This window comes from Rossellomorea sp. YZS02, assembly GCF_033963925.1.
Lineage (GTDB): Bacteria > Bacillota > Bacilli > Bacillales > Bacillaceae_B > Rossellomorea.
The window spans coordinates 93982-117277 of the sequence record NZ_JAXBLY010000011.1; the positions used below are offsets into that span (position 1 = coordinate 93982).

General features: G+C 41.7%; 14 protein-coding genes. 2 read left to right on the forward strand and 12 right to left on the reverse strand.

From position 1 onward, the window contains the following. Nucleotides 1-24: 24 nt before the first annotated feature. The 9 genes from SLH55_RS12415 to aspA all read right to left on the reverse strand — a co-directional run bounded on the left by SLH55_RS12415 (nucleotide 25) and on the right by aspA (nucleotide 19192). Nucleotides 25-285: a hypothetical protein gene (locus SLH55_RS12415; RefSeq protein ID WP_219166078.1), complete on the reverse strand. Its 261-nt coding sequence runs from the start codon at nucleotides 283-285 to the stop codon at nucleotides 25-27. 28 nt (nucleotides 286-313) lie between these two features. Then, complete coding sequence (locus tag SLH55_RS12420) at nucleotides 314-1525, reverse strand: helix-turn-helix transcriptional regulator (protein ID WP_320323551.1); 1212 nt, start codon at nucleotides 1523-1525, stop codon at nucleotides 314-316. Between the two features lie 397 nt (nucleotides 1526-1922). After that, nucleotides 1923-2420 (reverse strand): protease inhibitor I9 family protein, encoded by a 498-nt coding sequence (locus SLH55_RS12425; RefSeq protein WP_257474877.1) that lies wholly within the window; start codon nucleotides 2418-2420, stop codon nucleotides 1923-1925. 133 nt (nucleotides 2421-2553) lie between these two features. Beyond that, complete coding sequence (gene sleB, locus SLH55_RS12430; protein WP_219166074.1) at nucleotides 2554-3264, reverse strand: spore cortex-lytic enzyme; 711 nt, start codon at nucleotides 3262-3264, stop codon at nucleotides 2554-2556. Nucleotides 3265-3388: 124 nt separating this feature from the next. Further along, nucleotides 3389-7483, reverse strand: a complete 4095-nt coding sequence (locus SLH55_RS12435) for a S8 family serine peptidase (RefSeq protein WP_320323552.1) — start codon at nucleotides 7481-7483, stop codon at nucleotides 3389-3391. 285 nt (nucleotides 7484-7768) lie between these two features. Further along, on the reverse strand, nucleotides 7769-11188 hold the full coding sequence (locus SLH55_RS12440) for a S8 family serine peptidase (protein WP_320323553.1): 3420 nt from the start codon (nucleotides 11186-11188) through the stop codon (nucleotides 7769-7771). Nucleotides 11189-11671: 483 nt separating this feature from the next. Then, entirely contained in the window at nucleotides 11672-15850 is a 4179-nt protein-coding gene (locus SLH55_RS12445; protein ID WP_219166071.1) for a S8 family serine peptidase, read from the reverse strand. A gap of 340 nt (nucleotides 15851-16190) precedes the next feature. Beyond that, complete coding sequence (locus SLH55_RS12450; RefSeq protein ID WP_219166069.1) at nucleotides 16191-17450, reverse strand: helix-turn-helix transcriptional regulator; 1260 nt, start codon at nucleotides 17448-17450, stop codon at nucleotides 16191-16193. Between the two features lie 311 nt (nucleotides 17451-17761). Then, nucleotides 17762-19192 carry an aspartate ammonia-lyase gene (gene aspA / locus SLH55_RS12455; RefSeq protein ID WP_320323554.1) on the reverse strand — a complete coding sequence of 477 codons (1431 nt, stop codon included), beginning with the start codon at nucleotides 19190-19192 and terminating at the stop codon, nucleotides 17762-17764. Nucleotides 19193-19431: 239 nt separating this feature from the next. On the opposite strand from aspA, the gene SLH55_RS12460 reads away from it, so the two are divergent. Then, nucleotides 19432-19800 (forward strand): cytochrome-c oxidase, encoded by a 369-nt coding sequence (locus SLH55_RS12460; RefSeq protein WP_320323555.1) that lies wholly within the window; start codon nucleotides 19432-19434, stop codon nucleotides 19798-19800. A gap of 141 nt (nucleotides 19801-19941) precedes the next feature. Next, complete coding sequence (locus SLH55_RS12465) at nucleotides 19942-20364, forward strand: VOC family protein (protein WP_219166063.1); 423 nt, start codon at nucleotides 19942-19944, stop codon at nucleotides 20362-20364. A gap of 46 nt (nucleotides 20365-20410) precedes the next feature. Here SLH55_RS12465 and qoxD read toward each other — a convergent pair whose 3' ends face one another. Genes qoxD through qoxB form a run of 3 tightly spaced genes read right to left on the reverse strand, consistent with a single transcriptional unit; the run spans nucleotide 20411 to nucleotide 23282 of the window. Further along, nucleotides 20411-20707 (reverse strand): cytochrome aa3 quinol oxidase subunit IV, encoded by a 297-nt coding sequence (gene qoxD, locus SLH55_RS12470; protein WP_219166061.1) that lies wholly within the window; start codon nucleotides 20705-20707, stop codon nucleotides 20411-20413. Then, complete coding sequence (gene qoxC, locus SLH55_RS12475; RefSeq protein ID WP_219166060.1) at nucleotides 20707-21318, reverse strand: cytochrome aa3 quinol oxidase subunit III; 612 nt, start codon at nucleotides 21316-21318, stop codon at nucleotides 20707-20709. Before qoxC ends, qoxD begins: the two co-directional genes overlap by 1 nt. 2 nt (nucleotides 21319-21320) lie before the next feature. Further along, nucleotides 21321-23282, reverse strand: a complete 1962-nt coding sequence (qoxB, locus tag SLH55_RS12480) for a cytochrome aa3 quinol oxidase subunit I (protein ID WP_320323556.1) — start codon at nucleotides 23280-23282, stop codon at nucleotides 21321-21323. Between the last annotated feature and the right edge of the window lie 14 nt (nucleotides 23283-23296).

A 23296-nucleotide genomic window follows, 5' to 3' on the forward strand; every position in this document is an offset into this window, starting at 1 on the left:
AGAAATGAAGCTTTTTTACGAGAGTCATATCCACGTTTCGACAATGCTGCCATCTTCACCTTGAGCTTTCGGTACAACGGAGAATCGTTCCGGGATTTCACTTCTGACCGCTTCTAAAGTTGGTCTCATCAAAATGTTATGGGTCGGCTGATTCACATCGAATAGTCTTGCTACAAACATGCCTTGATAATCTTTCGGACTTTGATAGATACAGATGATCGGCATTTTATAATCACTTAAGACCACCTCATCGAATGACGAGATTAATCGATCCGGGTTTTCCATCCTATCTCTCCTTTACAGGGTATTGTGCTTAGCTGTTAACGCATTCTTTTTCATTAACCATTTTCCCATTGTAGAGCTTTTGAATATAGTAATTACACTCGGAGTATTGCCCTTCTTCCTTCAACAATGGGATGATGACATTCTCCATATATTGATAATATGCTTCTTCTCCTTCATGAACCCTGATACCAAGCATCATAAATAGACACTCTTTGCAGGAATCTTTATTGGCGGTTGCATAACGGAGTCCTTCCTCTATCAAAGTTTCCAATTTTTCAAGTGCCGGTCCCTCTACATCCATGGAACTCTCAATATAACCAAAAAGAATTCTGACATAGTCTTCTGTGGGTGCCTCATGTTTCAATAGTCCATATGCGACCTGATAGGCATCCCGTGCCTTTCTATCCTGCATCAAGTCCCGATACACCCCACCTAAATTCAGATAAAGAATGGCTTTTCTTCCGTGATCATGCAGGTTATCACAATGCTGAATCAACTCATCATATTTCTCTACTATTGCTTCGAGACCTTCCTCTCCATTTTTGCTTTCCGCAATCAACTGAATCGTAGCAGCATCAATACATCTTGTGAAATTAAATGTTTCTTTGAAATAATTCAAGGCCCGCTGACTATATCGCAAGGACCTGTCATACTGCCCTAACTCATGATATCCAACGGATAGATGAAAGTATGATTCAGGATTGGAGTAGATATCCCGGTCTATTCTTTCCAAAAACATAACAGCAGATTGGGGATTCCCTTTCTCAAGCTCGTACATCCCCTTTATATGATAGTACAGCTGAAAGTCATAATCGGACATATGAAAGGATAGACGCTTATTAGAGAACTGACTTAAATAGAATCCAGCATCCTTTAGCTTACCTTTCATCATAAAGTATCTTGCTTTCAATATCTTATATGTACCGTTCAAGGTTTCGATCTGGATTAATGGATTTTGTTCAATGGTCTCCTTCAATAACTCGACCTTCCCATTTACCTGCTTGATCATGACATCATGCCACAATTCTAAATCTAATTGTAATTTTTTATATGTTTTTAGCTCTTTCTCAATATTAATATTTAACCGATGATTGAACAGATCGATTTTATCTTTCGTAATCTGTAAGTGCCCACTTTCAATTTTACTAATATGGCCTGGAGTACAAATCCCTTCCCCCACTTGCTTCTGGGTCATGCCTTTATAGATCCGATAGTATTTAATAAATGCCCCAATATTCATTATTTACCCCCCGTGGTGAATTAGTAGAAAATCTTCCGTCTCGAAAACAGGCCTATCGCTTTATCTTTTTTTATAGCGGTATACGTTCTACTAATATTATACTAATAAATAATCGGGATGAAATTGGGGTTTTCTACTGGCATAAGAATCAGCGGATCGTGACTTTACTCCTACTTTCATTCTTGCATTTTCGTCCCACTTAAAGTAATTTCCCCCTTTCATTCTTTCATATCGAATCTTTTGTCCACATAACGACCCTATAAAGAACAAATACCCAGGTCTTTTCGCCTGTTCTTTTTTCCCAACTTGAGATTAACATGGTTGTTATGTTGAAAAAGTGTTTTGATTCCTATCTCCTTTTATTAATAAAAAAACGACGCCTGTATGGCTTTCCTTTTTACAATTGATTTGAAGGCTGGATTGGTGGGTCGAGCTGAATTTCCTTGTTACGATAAATCCTGGAAATAATAGAAGATCCCATTAAGCGCTTAATTTCTTTCGCCGGCAATTCCATTGACACCCCATTAAAAGCTGTCTTATAACGATGTGTGATTCGATACTCCACTTCGTTCCCTTCTAAAAAGGCTTGCAGCTCTTTTTCAAACTCCTGATGACTATGTTCAACTTTTTCTTTGGCTGATTCCAGAGTCAGCTCCACTCCTTGCGCTTCTGCTTCCAAAACAGCTATCTTTGCAGGTTTGGTCTTGAATTCTATAATGATGGATACATTCTCCCCGCTTGACAGGTCAAGTTCCGGATCCACTTTGATCGACGAATTCATTGTCTCTTTCACCGCCTCTTCATCTCCTTGTTTACCATTGTCCCCATTATTCAGACAGCCCCCCAGGGATAACAATGACAGTGCTAACAGGGCTTTACAGTACCACTTCTTCATCGTCATTCAATCTCCTTTTTCAAATAGTAAAAAAGACAACCTATAAGGAATTTTTCCTGAGGATTGTCTTTTCAATAGTATGGATAGGGTGTCACCCTTGCTCTGCTTAGGATTAAATGTCAATTCCTCGTACCTACTTACAGAAAATATGTTTCCCAATTTGCTTGATTTGTGGACGACTCCAAATCCAGCTGCTAGTTGCCGTATCAGGATTGAAATAATAGATTGCCCCATCACTTGGGTCCCATCCATTGACTGCGTCGAGCACCGCTTTTTTTGCTGTTTCATTCGGAGTCAGGTTGATTTGTCCATCAGCCACAGCAGTAAATGCCCCGGGCTCATAGATCACTCCAGCGACGGTGTTTGGGAATGAGGCACTCCTTACACGGTTAAGGATTACCGCCGCGACTGCTACTTGACCGGTGTATGATTCACCTCGTGACTCACCGTATACGGCATTGGCCATTAATTGTATATCGTTTTGAGAGAAGCCATTCGGAACATTGGAACTACCTCCCCCTGTTGAATCTCCCTTATCATAAACAGTGGCTTTGACTAATTTTTCTTTTGTTTTGGGGCCGACGACTCCATCCACGGGCAAGCCGAACTCATCCTGGAATATTCGTACGGCCCAATATGTATTGTATCCAAATACACCATCCACTTTGCTTGTATAGAATCCGATGTACTTTAACCTCGATTGTAACTCGATGACATCTTCCCCTGTTGCACCCCTTTGGATAACTTGAGATGAAAAGGCATTTACTTCTACTTGTTGTCCACTACCAACAAAAAACAAGGCCGATATGAAAAGAATGGTTATGAAAAATTTGAGTTTTGACATAAGAACCTCCAAAGAAAGATAGATGGGTTATATTGTCTTCTTTAGAGAACTAAATTATGTACGTAACACATGTTCCGCTCTAATGCAAAGAAAGGCAGCCCAATTGGACTGCCCTTTCTTCCGATTAGGAATTAATTCCTAATTCTTTTTTGATCGTGTCGATTGTTTCACCATTCGCTTCTGCTTGAGGATCTGGAGTGTCTATTACAAAATCATTTTCAGACAAGTAGTATTTCTCAAGGAGTGTAAAGTCTTTCTCATCTGTCGTGCCGTCGAAGTTAATATCCGTATTCCGATCATTCGTTCCCCAATGCTCTTGAAGTAATAATGCATCGTGAATATCAATCACATTGTCTTTATTGATATCCCCAGGCTTGGAAACGGCCATATAATACGTGACATATTCACCAATATCCACACCATTTTCCTTGCGACCCGCTTCAAGTGGTGTATACGTTGTGTAATGTCCTGGTACATCTGTCACGACTGTGTACTTCTGTACAGATGCCGGTAGTTCGAAATTAATCACACCGTTTTTCGGTATGGTGACAGGATAAGTATTACCATCCTCATCCTCTAAGTGTATCGTCGCACCTATTTGTGTGTAATCCCGACCGTAGTCAAAACGACCTGCATCTGTCAGGAGCCCTTCGGCGCCGATAAATCCTGCATTGACCTTTGATACTTTCGGATAAATTGGGTGAGCTCCCAGTTTCGTCGGTATCCGTGGTCCGTTATTGATTTTCATCGTACTTACACTGCTGAACAATGGAGAATAGGTATTGAAGAACTCCTGCTCATTCGTGTCAGCGACAATTTTGAATAATGCCACGTCACCTGATACACCTTCACCAGGAATCTTGATCTCAATATCATTCCTGACACTTGTTGTACCGGTTTTTGTCACATTTAATTCGGTTCCCTCCGGTAATCCGTCAGCCAATTGGAATTCAACGGAATCCAAGAACTTACTTGAGTTATAGGTATACATTGAAAAGTCATGGGCGTTTTCCAAATTTCTAGCGTAGAATGTATACGTTACCTTGTCACCCATCTGGTAAGAATCTTTATCCGCTTTTGCAAAAACAAATTGGAATCCTTTTGGCACATAATAGACCATTTTTGGAATGGCTGTGTTCCCTGCATAATCTGCACCTAAGTATTGGATTTCTTTGATATAAGATGTTTTTACATTGATTTCTTGTGAGAATGTTCCGTCTTCCTCTACCTGTAGTCTATAGCTTGGACCGTTTGGACCGTACCATATATTATTACTGGCCTGAGTGAGTGGGATATCGGTCTTTGCCGTTTCCTCTATTTCAGCATCCAATAAAGTTCCTGATAGGGTGACTGTTTCTTGTCCTTCTTCCAGCTCTACTATTGGAAAATCACCGGTTGGCAATGCGTTTGTCTGATCATAAACCACGGTTGGCGCCCCATTATCCAAGCTGATGGTGGATGTTTTGGCGAACTGCTTTCCATCTTTCGTCGTTCCGATCATCTTCACGTCATAAATACCGTCTTCCACTCTTACTTTCGTATAGCTCAACGGCTTTTTATCATTTCCCGTTAATGGATAATAATAGCCATAGAACCCCTCTTCAATATAATAATCGACATCAATGGCTGCTCCGGCCGAATTCACACCCGTGATCCATCCCAGGTCTTCCTTCGTATCGTGATCAACCAATACCCAATCCAATCTTTCCATCGGGGAGTTCAATCTGAAATCAAGATCCGTTTCTTTTCTGCTATAAGGATTGTTCACACGATTCGTCGAAATACTCTTCGTATACACATCAAAGTAACCAATTCCTTCTTCCACGACTTTCGCTCCAAACGGGATACGATAATGGTCTTCCGGATCCTTTTCGTTTTGAATGACGATATAGCCTTCATAGGTTCCCTTTTGGGCCGTTTTCGGGATGGTGAGAACTGCGTTGAATTGTTCCAAATCACCTTTCTTTACTTTCATGGAGCTTGGCACATTGAGCTTCACACCGTTTTTCTCTGCATCCAGGGAACCAGAAGCTGCTGCACCCACATTAAATTCTACTGAAATCTCATATTTGTTATTTTTATGGCTATGGTTTGTAATGGATAGATTCGTCGATCTTGTCAGTTGTTCTTCTCCCATTGGGATAAAACCGTAGCTTAAGCCACCGGTTTGTTCCGGAATGATGATCTCTTCCTGATTTTCAATAAATGGCGTTTCATCCAGAACCGAAATCATGGTTTCCGAGTGGATGGCCTGCATCGGATCGACTCTTCCTGCTCCTACTTCAAATACGCTATATTGTTTCTTCAAAGGATCTGCCGTGTTCATTAACACCGATTTAATGTCACTTGGCGTATAGTCAGGATGGGCTTGAAGTAATAGAGCAGCAATCCCGGCAACTTGAGGTGACGCCATCGATGTACCTGATAATCGTTGGTAGGCATGTGAATAATCCGATGAGTCCTCTTTATTCTGCATATAAGATGGAACGGTTGAGAGGATATTGACCCCGGGTGCCGTTACTTCCGGCTTGATATCATATAAGGTTCCTGAAGGACCTTTTGAGCTGAAGGAAGCCAGCTCATCACCGCTGATTTCAGATTCTCCTGCCTCTCCTAGGGTAATGGTAGGAGTTCCTGCCTTAAATAGTTCTTTCGCAGATAATCCATCTTGATTGGTTAAAGAGAACGTTGGGATATTGTCATCGCTCTCACCCAAATAATGAGGAATATGTCCTTCATCTGGATTGATATTATAAATGATGACTGCTTTTGCACCATGTTGTTTGGCGACTTCCATCTTTTCGATGAGTGCATAAGTACCGCGTGCCACGAATGCCACTTTCCCTGTAACATCTTTCCCGTTGTAATCAGCTTGTCCACCTTCACCTACATCGACCATTTCATAGCTTTTCCCTTGCAGACTACTAAACTCATTTGTCCAGTTGTTGGTCATTAACTGTAGTTGCCCATCAAGTTCCTTGCCCTCTACAGAAAAAGCACCCTCATACATTGTAACATTGGATGGGGCCGAGCTCGCTCCTACGGTCAAAGCAAGTGCAGCAGCTCCTGGAGATCCCAGCGTATAATTTCCTTGATCACCTGAATTTCCCGCAGCAACGACGGCTGTTATACCACTTAATACGGCATTATCAACGGCAATGCTCGTTGCATACAATGGGTTATTCGTTGCTGCTCCAAGGGAAAGGTTGATGACATCCATTCCATCTGCCACAGCACGGTCAATCCCGGCAAGAATGTTACTGGTTGATCCAGATCCGTATTTGCCTAATACACGGTATACATTCAATTCGGCATCTGGAGCGACACCAATGACTTTGTAATCGGAATCATTCGCCGCTTGACCTACGATGGTTCCCGAAACATGTGTACCATGTTCGGTATAATAATAGCTTCCTTGATTCGTTTCTGGATAACCAGAAGCTTTCCAATCCTCATACGTCGTTTCCATTGGATCGTCATCATTATCTACAAAGTCGTATCCGCCTTTATAGGAAGCTTTTAAATCAGGGTGGTTATAATCGATTCCTGTATCGATCACCCCAACTTTAATCCCTTTACCTGTGAATCCTTCCTTATGTAGCTGGTCAATCTTCATGAAAGGGATACTGTCTACTTTTGTCGTTGATCCTTCTTCTTCATCCGTCGCTTTAGGTGGAGGAGAAAGTTGGACTTCTTCCTCACTGTAAACAGCCTTCACTACTTCAGAATCTAATAGGCTCTCAACTTCATTGGCCGGTAGAGTCATCGCTACGCCATTAAACGCATCTTTATATGTATGCTTGATTTCGTAGTTGTCTTTCCCGGATTTCGTCTTTTTCACCTTATCATTCAAGTCTTTCTTGAATTTTACGTGGGACTCTTCTACCTGTTTCTTTGCCTTCTCTAGAGAAACATCCTTCCCCTTTAGAGATTGTTGGATTTGCTCAGTCTTTGCAGGAAGCTGTTCGAATTCGACAATGACGGTCACTGCTTCTTCACTTTTCAGATCAATGTCTCTCGATAATTGCAGACCTCTCATTGACCGATTGGCTTCTAGTTTGTCTAACGCCTCTCGTTGTTCTGTTGACAAGCCCGCTAAGACTTTCATTGCATCAGACTGTGTTTCTGCATGTATGGCAGGACCATGGCTAAGAGGTGCAACTCCACCGATCAGAAGACCTACACTTAATGCAATCTTTGGATATTTACTGGCATTCATGACTTCAACCCCCTTTTTCTTTCTAATTAAATTATATTGTCGAAAGATTCATACGTCATTGGGGGGAATTCTATCAAATGAGGCGGAAGAAATATGGTGATTTTTGTGTAAAAGAAGGGATAAAAGTCAGAAAAATCAACCATTCTAGACTTCATCCGACATTCCTACGCTAAAATCAGTCTATTCGAACCATTTCTTTTGAATCACTAAAATTGGGGGATAATATGTTTTTTCATAGAGAAAGCCAAGAAAATCCTATTTAAAGGAAGTTCTTGGCTTCGCAAGTTAATGTTTCACTGTGATTTTCTTTTTCTCGGACTTCAATGATAACCCCGTTTCATCCGTACCGGTTACCGTAACATAGTAGTCACCGTTAGGATATTCAGCACCAGCATACCATTTCAACCCATAAATCGAATGTTCATTTTCAATATCGGCATATTCAATCACTTCGCCTGCTGCATTAGAAATCTCTAAATGCCAATCTAACCGTTTATAGCCAAAGATCAAGATGGAGGCCGGTTTCGTTTCATTCACATTGGATCGTGAAACACTCCAATAATTGATAAATGGATCTGCATTCAGCAATTCCTCATTTCCAGTATAACCAACCCCAACATTCTGGAGAGCATCTATGGCTGATATCATGACAATCTCAGGTTTTTCTTCGGTAATGTACTCATTTACACCGCTGTTTACGCTTTTACGAATTCCTCCATTTACCCAGATGAAATTTCCGATATGTTTCGTTCCCTCTTCTGTGACATCCCACGTAATTTTATACTTCCCATCCTCAAGTTCAGTGATGTTAATATTTTTAACAACAGGAGCAATAGAATCCAGTTTAAACGGAATCTTCGTTTGTTGTGGCTCCGCTCCATCATAATTTAATGTACTTTCGTATACATACGTATAGTTGCCGTCAGGAAGTTGGTTCCCATCGTCATCTGTGCCACTCCAGAACATCCCATCGAACTTATAGGAGTAATTTCCATAGCTCATTATGTTCTTTCTGAATGGATATGGACTGCCGTCTTCTGTGAAATCACCAAACTTCGTGATGTGGGTAACCGTTTTTCCATTTTCATCTTCCACTTTCAACGACATTTCTTTCAAATTACGAAACGCCGTGAAGGAAGGATACATACCTGAAGCAATAGCGTTCTTGGAGTATCCAATCTGATTAGGGTCAAATGTTCCCGTGGAAGTATCATATCCCATAGGCAACTCCTTAACATCATTCCAAAGGACGGTATATCCTAAATATGGATCTCCATTAACCGGACTCTCATCAATATTATCTAGAGATTCCCAATCACCATAAAAGCCCATAAACGGCATCGTTAAAGTAGTTAAATCTTTTACTGAACTGCCTTTTGGTACGAATCGTACAAACCCCTCAACAAAACGACCTTCGCTTAACTCTTCTGGAAGTGTGACAGAGATGTTCACTTCGCCGTCACGGCGTGGTTTGTATTGGAATTTCTTTTCACCCATCTGCTTTCCGTTAATCTTTACAACTGCCCCATCGATAGGAACCGAATGTAAGGTAAGATAGTCTCGTTCTACTCCATCATAAGTCTTCTTCTCTGTTTCATCCATTAACACGTCTACGACGATTTCATATTGGTCATTGGCTTTCTCAAGCTTTTTTGAGAGAGGCTCGACATCCAATGTGAAATCGAACGTTCTATCTACTTCTTTTAACGCTACGGATGCAGCCTTTTCTAAAGGAGCACCTACATTCTCTAAAAGGTAGGGAGATTTAACCGCTTGTTCAATCTTCATCAAACCTGACCCTTGACGCCTTTGTGAGTATAAAGAGTTCTCATCATCTGGATTTCTTAACACCTCAGACGTATTCATTAAAACATTCTTTGCTTTTAAGACGGTTTCTTCATTTTTTGGTAAACCCAACTCTTCATAATACTTCTCGAGGAGTAAAGCTGCACCGGCTGCAACATGTGGAGTGGCCATGGACGTTCCACTCATCACCTCATATTCGTTGTTCAATACTGTTGAGCTGATTTTCCCGCCAGGTGCTGTGATTTCCGGTTTAAAGCTTAGATCGGTTGGCGCACCATAAGAAGAGAAATAAGACATGGGTTCCGTCGTCGGATTTTGTACCCAGAGACCTTCGTTTGACAATTCCACTGAGATTTTTTCTCCGCTTTGTAATCGTTCTACCAGTTGATCTCCCTCAGTATGTCCAGTCGTAACGGCGGGAATCGTGTACTTAGAGAAATATAAAGTTGCATAGGACGGGTATTTATCTGGTGGAATGACAATAACCCCAACTCCCCCTTTTCTTGCTGCATCGTATTGTAGGGATGAATAGGTAGAGTAAGATTTTTCAAGTTTCGCAACGACAATCTTCCCTTCTAAATCCAAGTCATCCAGATGGCTTCCAAATCCTTCACCAGCGAAAATCAATTCGTATTCTTTACCAGCTTCAAGTTCGTCACTAAACTTCTTAGAACTGTACTGTGTTTGGTACCCAAACTGACTTCCATCATTTAAACGAAGGGATTCGACTCTCATCTGATCATTCTCTGATGAAGCAACCTGCAGTGCGGATGGAGTGACACCAGGGTCACCGACGAGGCCGATATCAGGATTCTTGGCCAATGGTAATTGAGATCTTTCCAGCAAGTTTTGTTTTGTACTATAAGAAGCATTACCTGCCGCTGCTACGACCAACACCCCACGCTCGGTTGCATACTGAATGGCACGTTGAATCGGGTCATTGGGATCTGCGCTTCCTGCGTCAGATCCAAGGCTTAAATTGATGACATCAGCCCCGAACTCCACCGCATGATAGATTCCAGCTGCAATATCATCGTCATACGCACCACTTCTTTTATCAGAGAATACCTTTTCAGCTAATAGCTGTACATCCGGTGCGACTCCCATCGCTTTTTTCTGTGATTCTTCGTATGCCCCGACAATTCCGGCTACATGGGTTCCGTGGGAATTACTTGAAGGGATGACATTGGTATCATGGTCTGCCCAGTCATAGCCTGTGGGTACTTTGTCTGTATACCAAACATCATTTACTTCCGATTCATCAAGCTTTTTTTGCATATTCGTTTCATTATACCTTGCTTTTTTCTTTCCTTTTTCAGAAAGCGTCATGGCCTCATGGCGATAATCGATTCCTGAGTCCACGATGGCCACGACCATTCCATCACCGCTATAATTATATTTCGTCCATACATTCATCGCTTCCACAAGTTCATTGCTTTTTACATCCATGTGTTCATACGTTTTGGCGATACGAATATCCTTTACGCCTTCCATCTCTTTGATCTTCTCGGCGTCTTTCATCGTCGTTTCCATACTGAATCCATAGAAGCCTGTTGAATACGTATGTATGACTTTAGAAGAAGCATCCCGCTTTTTCATAAACGTATTTTTGACTTGCTCAACCTGCTTATCAGGGGCAGTTCTCAATTTCTCATTTACGTCGACTTCAACGATTAAACGGACATTTTCATCCGGATTGAATGCTTTTAGGTCCTGTCCGTATAAAGGATCATCGGTCGCTTTCTTTTCCAAAGACAAACTTGGGAGGTTTGTCTTTTGTGCAGCAGGTATCTGCCCCTCTTTCGTCTGATAGAATGTTGCACCCGCCGGCGTAATCATACTGCTGCTTAGGAGAACGGTCATCAATCCAATGGATAGCGTACTTTTCTTCGAAACCATCATGTATTCACCCTTTTAAATAGAATAGTATCTTTCTTTTTACGTATCTCGTAGAAGAAACAGTACTCCCGTAAATATCATATCTATCCCCTTACATTGCCTTCCTCCTTCAATCATTTTGAATACGGAGTACCATTACCTAACCATTTCTATTAAGTGATCAGGTATCCTGTTGGGGGAGTCCAAGTATGATGAGAAGGAAAAAATGGGTCGTTTCACCCTGTAGTTTCCAATATTTTTTGCATTTCTTTTGAAATAGCCAAATATGCTAGTGTAAAAGAAGTAATATTCTGTACATTTATTGGGGGAAATGAAGTGAATAGTAGAATATAAACATCGGAGGATCGCAAAAGAATTCATTTTATGAAATTAGACTCACCTTCCTGATTTCCTCATTTTAAAAATTAACTATTCATTGGGAATAAAAAAAGGGAAAGAAATGTCATGAACATTTCTTTCCCTTTTGTGGGTTCATGCCTACTGTTATTCAGTTGGCTCTAATCCCATCAAATTCAAATAATAAGCCAGATCTTTTTTACCGTTCGTTTCTTTAGGTGCTTTCCCTTTAGGCGCATCCGGTCCTTTTGTTAAGAAGTTCTTTTCAATGAATCGAACGTCCGTCTCGTTTACTACTCCATCCTGATTCAGGTCGTAGGTTTGAATCTCAGGGTTTTCGTTGCCGTAGTACTCAACAATATCACGAACATCTTTGATGTCGATCAAGCTATCGCTGTTTACATCTCCAGCAAGACTGATTTTGGTTCCTGCTGAAACGAACCTGCCATACTCTTCGCCTTTCAATTCAAATCCAGGAATGAATGGCGAATAAGTCTTTACATGGCCTGGGATTTCCACAACGACCTTGTATGTCTCAAGGGAAGCCGGCACACCGTAAATTGTGTATTTTCCATTTGCAGCAATGCTGCCTTCATATTTTTCACCATCCGGTGATAGAGCATATACCTTCGCTCCAATATTTTGAGCTACACCATTTGGTAATAGTAGATTGCCGCTGAAACTTTTCTTCAAAAATGCTTCTGGTTTAATATTCCCTTCGATCCTTGAATGTTTGGACACGAAGTTATAGGATGACGTGCTGTAATATGGAAGTGTTACGGCAGCATCTTCACCGGCCTTTGTGTAGCTTGACTTTGTGACATCCATTTTGTCATCTCCATAGAACCAATCATCTTGAGTGACCTTGAACGTTACGTCCACGACAGGCATATCTCCATTCAAACCAGAGTACCCTTCCCCATTCAATCCAGCTCCCAACGTAACGGTCTGGTAATATCCGGTACCGCTTACTACCGGATCCTGAAGGGATGCCTGAAGTCCTTTTTCTTCGGCATAGACTTTAAACCCTTCATTCAGCTTTGCCGATTCGAATGAGTACATTTCTCCTTTATACTGAATGGTGTACTCCCCGGAGATAAAATCTTTCACGTTATTCAAACTCAGCGTCATGGTCACAGTATCGTCTAACCCAACTTCTTTCTTGTTGTAATCAGATGTTACATATTCAGTGCCCTCTTGTAAGAAGACATAATGTTGGTAATTGACATTCATTGCAATATCAGCACCGGCTAAACTTAATCTTAATGGTCCATCTGCAATATCAGAAGGTTCGATTCCAAACTGAGTATCCCCTTCTGAATCCGCTGAAGGGAAACAACAATTGTAGTATGGACGGATGCCAGTTGCTATAAAAAATCTGTTTGATGATTGATCATAATTCATTCCTTTTGATTCCAAGACATCCACTGTTTCATCCTGCACATTCCCGTGGAGCCAGAATGCTGTCTTTCCAAACTCTTCTGTGTACATATCTTCATTGATTTCATACACACCAGGAGCTTTATCAAATGTCACTTGAGGTTTTGAATTATCCACGATGACAGGTGTGTCGATCGTATACGTTTTCCCTTCTTCATCATACCCAATGAACTCCATATCATAATCCCCTTCAGGCAAATCAATGTATTGATCTGATATCGGGTTTTGTTCGTCATTGGTAAATGGATAAACGACTCCAGCAAATACAGCAGGAATGTAATACCTGAAGTCAGCCTTTGCATTCGCTTGTGTGAGGGAAGCTATGAATCCAATCGCCTCACCTGATTTTCCATCCTTAATTACAATGTCTATCCTCGTCAGCGGGTTCTTCATTTGAAATATTGCTGAGATAAATGGATTGTAATACTGCCACTTAGGTGTATTATTTGCTAATGCTGGTCGGTCTGTTTCAATATAGTCGAACCCTTTTCCTGTGACTCGAATCGCAAATGGAACCTGATACGTTTCACTCGCATCGCTTGCATTCGTTAGGTGAATATATCCTTCATAACGGCCTTCTTCTGCATCTTCCGGAACCGTGATTGTTGGTGAAATCTCTTTCGAAGAGTTTGCGCCAATTGCTACATTCGTCGGAACGTCTAACACAATGCCGTTTGCAGCTGAATCCTTGATGCCTGTACGTTCACCATGGTATTCGACTTCTACCTTGAAAGACTTTTCTTCTACGCCACTGTTCTCAATGATCATCCTGCTGTCTGCTTTAATTCCATCGTCATCCTTGTAGTGACTTCCGAAAGAGATGGATGCCGTCTCTTCATCAATTTCTACCTCTACACCGTTTTCATTTAGAGTTTTGGTTTTACCCATCACTTTGATGGAAACATCGGCATGTACCGCATCATAGGCATCCACACGTCCCGCTCCCTGTTCGTATACGGATACGTCACCCTTTAAGTCTTCTGCTGTATTCATTAGTGCTTCTTTCACGTCAAATGGGGTATACTCAGGATGCTCTGAAAGGATCAGGGCCGCCACACCAGCAATATGAGGTGTTGCCATGGAGGTTCCCTGAAGACGTGCATATGCTGCAGAATAGTCTACCCCTTCTTCCGGGCTATTGATATATTCTGGAATGGTGGAGAAGATCGCTACTCCAGGTGCCACAACATCCGGTTTGATATCATAGCTGCCATTTACAGGTCCCCTTGAACTGAAGCTGGCCAGGTTGTCCCCCTCTGTTTGAACAGTCGCTAAATCCCCGAACGTAATGGAAGCGTTATCTCCTAATCCTTTTAAACGTTCTCCGTCCTCTTTAGTCATACGGAAGGTCGGGATAAAGTCTGCTCCTTCTCCCAGATAAGCCTGAATCTGTCCGTCTATATTATTGTAGATGATTACAGCTTCTGCCCCGGCTTCTTTTGCATGCTTCATCTTCTCCACAAAGGCAATTTCCCCACGTTGAATCAAAGCAATTTTACCAGTTAGATCTTTCCCTTCGAAATCATCTTCATATCCAAGTCCAGCAAAAACCACTTGTTTGGACTGATTTTCAAGAGTGGTTAAATCATCTGAAAAATTCTTCCCCAGTAATAAAACATTCTCAAATGTTTCACCATTTACACTCATGGATTGGAAGGTAGGGATATCCATGTCAAAATCACTTGCCCCAACCGTAATGCCTAGGGCCGCTGCACCTGGAGCTCCAAGTGTTCCTTCTTCCGGCCCACTGTTTCCTGCCGCCACGACTGTCACCACTCCCGATAGCATGGCGTTGTTCACTGCTACAGAGGTTGGATATAATGGATCGTTCGTTGACGCTCCTAAAGAAAGGTTGATGACATCCATTTCGTCATCTATGGCTTTGTCGATTCCTGCAAGGACCCCTGCTGTCGCTCCGGATCCATAGGGTCCAAGTACACGATAGCCATAAAGATCCACATTCGGTGCTACCCCTTTTACGGCATAATCCACTGAGTTTTGTTGGTCCCCGGCGATCGTTCCTGATACATGTGTTCCGTGTTCCGTATAATAAGCAGATCCAGAATTCGGATTGATTTCAGGTAAACCGGATTTTTTCCAATCTTCATATGTAGTTTCCATCGGGTCACTATCATTATCAACGAAATCATATCCGCCTTTGTATACATCTTTTAAATCTGGATGGTTATAATCAATTCCTGTATCCAAAACCCCAACTTTAATGCCTTTCCCTGTTACGTTTTCATCATGAAGCTTGTCCACATTGATCTGAGGGATACTATCCATCATTTTAGATGTAGAAGCTTCCCCTTCCATTTCCGGTAGGTCAAGCTGAACGACTTCATCTTTCCATACCCGTTTCACGACCCCGGAATCCAGTAAACTTTCAATCTCATTTCCTGGAATGGACATTGCGACACCATTGATGGCAGAACGATATTCTTTCGTGATTTTCGCCTCTTGTAATCCAGGACTTGCACTCTTTTTATTTTTCATAGAATTGAATGTTTGTTTAAATTCACTGTGGGATTTCTCTACCTTCACAGCAGCTGCTTTAGTAGTCATACGGACTCCCTTAGCCGCCTGCTTCATCACTTCAACCTTTGCAGGTGCCTGTTCAAATTCAACGATGACATCAACAAGCCCTTCACTTTCAGTATTGATATTCGGAGCGATTTCAAAATCCGGTCTCGCTTCTATCTGTTTGAGAGCATTTCTTTGCTCATCGGTTAGATTCATCAATGTTTTTTCTACATCTTTTACCTGTGTGAACTTAGACGTACTAGGTGCACTTTCTGCCATAACATTAAATGGAATTCCAGATGTTCCTAATAGACTTGTAGCCAGTGCAACCGTCAAGATCTTAGCTGAGCGCTTCTTATTCATACTCTTCCCCCTCTAATATTCATCCGTGGCACAGAAATGTTTACAACTTGTATTCTATCTCTCTTGATCAATACTGTTAATTGGGAAAATTCTTTATATTTATAAGCAAATCTCTCAAATTCTTATCCATTTCATGGTTCAATTCAACGAACCAGGGACGTCAGGAAAGCTCGGATGTTGGGAAAGTTTTTCTTGAAGTAGTCATTGTACCTATAAAGTTATTTTTCCTCTTAACTAAACAGGTATATCCTACTATTCGAAAAGGGATAATATCCCCACGGAAATTTCATGATAACGTAAAACAAGCAACCTGAAATGGCTGCTTGTTTACATCTTTCATTTAAATTGGTTCATTATGATTAAAGATCAGCTTTTTTAATAGTTCATTGGATAATTGCAGATATTCGTTGGAAGAAACCAGGTCTCCCTTTTCCTTAAAATATGCCGCCAATCGCTCCGAGAAGGTTGCTGACTTATATAGATCATATTGTTTCATCACTGGCAGACCACGGTCGATCAAGTAATCGCAAAGACGTTTGTCATCCTTGATTGCATCTAAGTATACCACCATTAATTCAATATATTTAATGGAATCTTGTTCTTTAAAATCTCTTAAATTCTCCTGTAAAAGAGTGATTGCCCTCTCACTCTCTTCCAGATCCAGCAACACTTGGACCAATTCTACCAATGTACCGTAATAGCTCATTGTGTGTTTCTTCTTTAACTTGAGCGACTGGGAGAAATAGTCCAGCGATTTTTGTAGACTTCCTTTTCTTCTGTTTAACAGACCGAAATTATGAAGAGCAGTAATTTTCGATTCGTTATCCTTCAACATTTCTGCATCGTTCAAGGCTGTATGCAGCAAGTCTTCTGCACGTTCAAAATCGTTAATATAAATCAAGTTAGCCGATAACCCTATCTTTACATGGAGAATCCTCAGTATATTCCCAGTGTTTTGGAAGATTCTCAAAGCCTTGTGCGAGTAATGAAGGGACAATGTGAAATGCTTCAATAACCCGTGATTTGCGGCTTTGTAATAATGATAATCTGTCACTTTATCGCTATAAAGATCGGCTTTATCCTCAATTTTATCGAAGATGGCAATCGCCTTAGAGTATTGTTGTTTCTGACCATAATAAATCCCTTGAAAGAACTCCCATAAGTATTTTTCAAATGATGAGAATTTGCTCATATTCTTTTTTAATCCTAGAGAAGCCCGTTCATAATCGGTTGGACTATTCGTGAATAATAGATATCGAAGCATGTAAAGTTCATATAAGTAAACCATTTCCGTACATTGAATATAATCTCTATGCTTTTCTAACTCCTGATACAGTCTTTCGGCATGATCGCGATGAAGTCTTTCAATTGCTTCATAGAATTGGACTAACTGACGTTTTAAATACAGTGTTTTCGCCGTTTCCTCTTCGATCGATACACCGAGTCGTTTACAAAGTAATTCTAAGGTTTCCAGATTCCCCTCTTTGGAACTATTTTCAATCTTACTTAAATGAGTGGTTGAACATATCCCCTTACAAAGCTGTTCTTGTGTTTTACTTTGTTTCTTTCGATGATAATAGATGATTCTGCCGATAGACATGGTTTCACTTCCCCCCCTGTATATATCTATCATTATACATAGGAAATAGGTATCTTATAAGCTATTAACGATAAGTATTTATACTTAATTAGATGGATAATAATATATAAATTATTAATAAATATACATTATTACCTTTTAAAGGCAATACCTTTTAAACATTGTTGCCATTGTATAAAGCGAGTGGTGGTAGATTACAGCGAAGCTAGCGGTGAGCCTCCTCGAGCTAAAGCCTTTGAGGTAAACCTGAAAAATAAAAAAGAGAAACCCTCTTCTAAATAGAAAAGAAGGTTTCTCTACCTATCATCGATTTACTGTCGATCAAACAGCATACGGCCCGCAATTCCCGGATTCGTCATTTCAAACGGATTCAGGATCAGATCAAGCTCTTCTTCTGTCAGGACATCATACTCAAGGCAAAGCTCCCTGACCGATTTCCCTTTTAAAATGGCTTCCCTGGCAATGCGGGATACGACTTCATATCCTAAGTGAGGGTTCACCGCGGTAATGATCCCTACACTGTTTTCCACATATTCCTTCATACGCGTTTCATTCGCTTCAATCCCCACAAGGCAATTGTCCGTAAAGCTTCTGAACGCATTGTTCATGATGCTGATGGATTGAAGGAGATTGAATACGAGTACAGGCTCCATCACGTTCAGTTCAAGCTGACCGGCTTCCGATGCCAGCGAGATGGTCTGATCATTCCCCATGACCTGGAAGGCTACTTGATTAATCAGTTCCGGCATGACGGGATTCACTTTCCCCGGCATGATGGAAGAACCCGGCTGCCGGGATGGAAGTGAAATTTCACCCAATCCGGCACGTGGCCCTGAAGCCATCAAACGCAGATCGTTGGCTATTTTGGACATGTTCGTCATACAAACCTTCAATGCAGCCGAAACCTCTGTGTAGGCGTCGGTATTTTGTGTCGCATCTACCAGATGTTCAGCCCCTGTTAACGGTAGCCCGCTGATATCAGCCAGGTGCTTGACAACACTCTTAATATAAACAGGATCCGCGTTTAACCCGGTACCTACAGCGGTCGCTCCCATATTCACTTCATAGAGATGATCCCTGGTGCGTCCGATACGTTTAATATCACGCTCCACTACTCTGCTGTACGCTTCAAATTCTTGTCCAAGACGGATCGGAACCGCATCCTGCAGATGGGTACGTCCCATTTTTATGACGTGATCGAACTCCTGGGCTTTTTGTTTAAAGGCATTCAGCATATGCTCCATCGTGCCCAGAAGCTTTTCTAGCAATTTCAGGGTTGAAATATGGATGACTGTCGGGAAAACGTCATTCGTTGACTGTGACATATTGACATGACTGTTCGGGCTTACTTTCCCATACTCCCCTTTGCGATGGGACATGAGTTCCAGGGCACGATTGGCGATAACCTCATTGGCATTCATGTTGATGGATGTACCTGCACCGCCTTGAATCGGATCGACGATAAAGAATTCATGAAACTTCCCTTGGAGTATCTCATCAGATGCCTGGACGATGGCTTGACCGATTCCGTCATAAAGACGGGTGGTTTCCATATTGGCAAGCGCTGCCGCTTTCTTTACGACTGCCAGGGCATCGATCATTTCTTTATGAATTTTATAACCAGTGACCGGGAAGTTCTCCACGGCCCTCAGAGTTTGTATTCCATAGTAAACATCCTCAGGTACTTCTTTTTCCCCGAGAAAATCTTTTTCTATTCTAAATCCACTTGTGACGTTTATCATTTCTCTACTCCCCATATTTGGATTAGCTGTCTCTAATTGATGATTCTATCAATTAGAGTGTAAGTAGGCAACGATTTAGGGACAAAACCATTAATTTCAAAAATTCTAAAAAAACGCTTTCATTGTGTTCCCCTTAACTTAGAAAACGAAGTGCTTTTTTATTGGAATAGCATCATGATAGAACGTTCTACACGGGTCTAAATACTCATATAATACGAGTGAAAAGGAGGAGGAATAAAATGGGTATCAAACTGATTAAAATTTCAGTCGTTTACTTTATGATCGGCGTATGTATCGGGCTGTATATGTCGATGGTCCATGACTACACCCTTGCCCCGGTTCATGTTCACATCAACTTATTGGGATGGACCGCCCTGACACTTGCAGGTATCATTTATCACTTATTTCCTGCCGTATCTTCGACGAAATTGGCCAAAGCTCATTTCTGGATTCACAACGTTGGATTACCGTTGATGATGATTGGCTTATTCCTTTTTGTTCTTGGGAATGAAGCGGTCGTACCGGTCATTGCAACAGGAGGCGTCTTGACTACAGTCGGAGTATTATTGTTCGGATATAATGTATTAAAGGAGTTAAAATCCACATAATCAACTGGAGCAGATCCGATGACCCTACTCGGGGATCGGGTCTGTATTTTATTTTTTGATTAATCTAAAAACAACCCTGCAATATGTGGTGAAAGTGATACAATATAAGCGAATGCCCATTTCAAATTAGGAGTGATGTACATGTCGGTCAATGTTTATCTGAATTTCAATGGCAATTGCCGGGAAGCGGCAGAGTATTATGCAGAAGTATTTGAAACAGAACCACCAAAAATCATGACATTCGCTGAGGCACCTCAACATCCTGACTACCCTCTTCCTGAAGAGGCAAAAAATCTGGTCCTACATACAAGACTCTCCATCGATGGCAGTGATGTCATGTTTTCAGATGTATTTCCAAATATGCCTTTTGTAGAAGGAAATAATATCACCCTGGCTCTTGTAAGTGCCGATACTGAAAAGCTGACATCCCGTTTCCACAAGTTAAAAGAAGGCGGGAAGGTTGACATGGAGCTTCAGGAAACCTTCTGGAGCAAGCTGTACGGTCAAGTCACCGATAAGTTCGGTATTCAGTGGCAATTTAATTACGAAGATAACGAAAGATAATCATAAAAAGAAGCTGATGGGAATTCCCATCAGCTTCTTTTCTCTATTAATGCATATTGCTCAATACCCAGACAGAACCGGCAACGATGACAATCGCGATGAATGCGGCTGACATCATTTTCCCAACCTGCCATCTGCCTTCACCTTCGTTTACGTGCATGAACATGAAGAGCTGGATAGCGGCCTGGATGAACGCCAGAACGAATACGATCGATACAATCAGTCCATATGAAAGATTCGTATAAAGTCCAAACCAGACGGCTAGGAACGTTAAAGCGATCGAAAGAATAAAACCAATGATCTGAGTCCAAGGCAATCCATTATGATTCGAATGTTGTGACATTATCCCACCATCCCTAGTAAGTACACGCTTGTGAACACGAAGATCCAGACAAAGTCCAGGAAGTGCCAGTACAAGCTTGATACAAATAGTTTTTTAGCGGTATCAGGATTCAATCCCCGCTGCTTCACTTGGAACATGACCAGAAGGATCCATAGAATCCCTACTGATACGTGGAGACCATGCGTCCCGGTCAGTAGATAGAAGGATGACCAGAATGCATTCGTACCCATGGCTGCCCCTTCATGGACCAAATGGATGAATTCCGTGATTTCCATGTAGAGGAATCCGAGTCCAAATAATAATGTGATGATCAGCCAGACCATCATGGATTTGACATTTCGTTTTCTTAATTCATTTATTGATAAACCCGACGTGAAACTACTGATTAACAGGAGCAACGTCATGATGATCGTATTCTTCATATCAAACACTTCACTTGGAAGCGGGCCACCCATGGTGCCTGCCTTCAAAGCGAAGAACGTTGCGAAAATAGTGGCAAATAATGCGATTTCCGCACCAAGGAAAACCCAGAATCCGAAGATGTTCAGTTTCCCGATATCGGATTGATATTCAAGTGGCGTGTTTGGATCTATATTCGTACTATGTGCCATGCTCACGCCTCCCTCTTATACGGATTTTCAGTCTTTTCGATTTCTTCCACACTTACATAATAGCCTTCATCCTGTTTGTGGGACATCATTGAACGGAATGCCATGCATCCGAAGATCCCGACAAGTGCTGCTATCGCCATCCAGAACAGTTCAAATACTAAACCAAATCCTGCGACGAAGAACAGCGCGGACATGATGAAAGGTGTCCCTGCATTGCTTGGCATGTGAATCGGTTGATATTCGAAGTTGTCAGGAACCATCTTTCTTCCTTCTTGCTTCATATCATAAAATGCATCATGACTTTTCACTTCAGGAACGTGTGCAAAGTTGTAATGAGGCGGGATTGCTGAACTTGTTGCCCATTCAAGGGTACGTCCATCCCACGCGTCACCTGTTGTTTCTCTCTCTGCAAAACGGTAGCTGTAATAGATACCATAAACGAGTACCATGAATCCTACTCCCATTCCGAAAGCTCCGACAGAAGAAATTACATTCAATGCTGTCCAGCCATCTTCAGGACCATACGTGTATACACGTCTTGGCATACCTGCAAATCCTAATACGAACTGAGGTAAGAAACAAAGATTGAATCCGATGGAGAATAACCAGAAAGCCCATCGTCCGATTCGTTCATTCATCTTATGACCAAACATCTTAGGATACCAGTATGCAAGTCCCGCGAAGCAGGCAAATACAACACCGGCAATCAATGTGTAATGGAAGTGAGCAACCAGGAAGTAGTTATTGTGATATTGGAAGTCGGCCGCAGCCATTCCAAGCATAACCCCTGTTACCCCACCGATAAGGAATGTCGGGATGAACGCAACAGACCATAACATCGGTACAGTAAATTCGATCTTCCCTTTAAATAAGGTACCTAACCAGTTGAATATTTTGATTCCCGTCGGTATGGCAATCGCCATCGTTGAAATCGAGAATACACTGTTCACTGCTGCGCTTCCGCCCATCGTAAAGAAGTGATGGACCCAAACAACAAAGCTTAGTCCAGAGATCGCAACAAGTGAGATAATCATAGATTTATAACCAAATAGTGTTTTTCTTGCAAAAGTAGCAATGATTTCTGAGAAAATCCCGAAGGCCGGTAATATAACGATATATACTTCCGGGTGCCCCCATAGCCAGAACAGGTTTGACCAGAGCATCGGGTTACCACCATCCGTAAGCGTGAAGAAGTGGGAACCGAATAAACGGTCAAATGTCATTAGAGCTAATGTGACAGTCAAAATCGGGAATGCGAATACGATGATGAATGCCGTGATCAGCGTTGTCCATGTAAACATTGGCATGCGAAGAAGCGTCATGCCTGGTGCACGCATCTTAATGATGGTGACGACAAAGTTGATCCCTGTGAGTAACGTACCGATACCCGATATTTGCAGACCTAAGAGGTAATAGTTAATACCCGGTCCAGGACTACCTTCGATCGCAAGCGGTGCGTAGTTCGTCCAACCTGCGTTCGGTGATCCACCGAATACGAAAGAAATATTGAAAAGGATTGCCCCGAACATAAATGACCAGAAGCTTAGGTTATTCAAATAAGGGAATGCTACGTCCCTTGCACCAATTTGCAAAGGAACGACCACGTTCATCAATCCAAGTAAGAACGGCATCGCCATGAACAGGATCATGATTGTACCGTGAGTCGTAAAGATTTCATTATAGTGCTCAGATGTCAAAAATGAGTTATTCGGCACCGTCAATTGTGCCCTCATCAAAAGGGCATCGACCCCTCCGCGGAAGAGCATGACAAGTGCTGCCAGGATATACATAATCCCGATTTTTTTATGATCAACGCTTGTGATCCAATCGTTCCACAGCCATTTCCACTTTTTAAAGTAGGTGAGGACTGCAACGATTGCGACTACGGTGAAAGCGATCGAAATGTTGGCTCCTATGATCAACGGATCGTTGAGGATAAGATTATCCTTAATAAAATCAAACATTTAAAGTCCTCCTT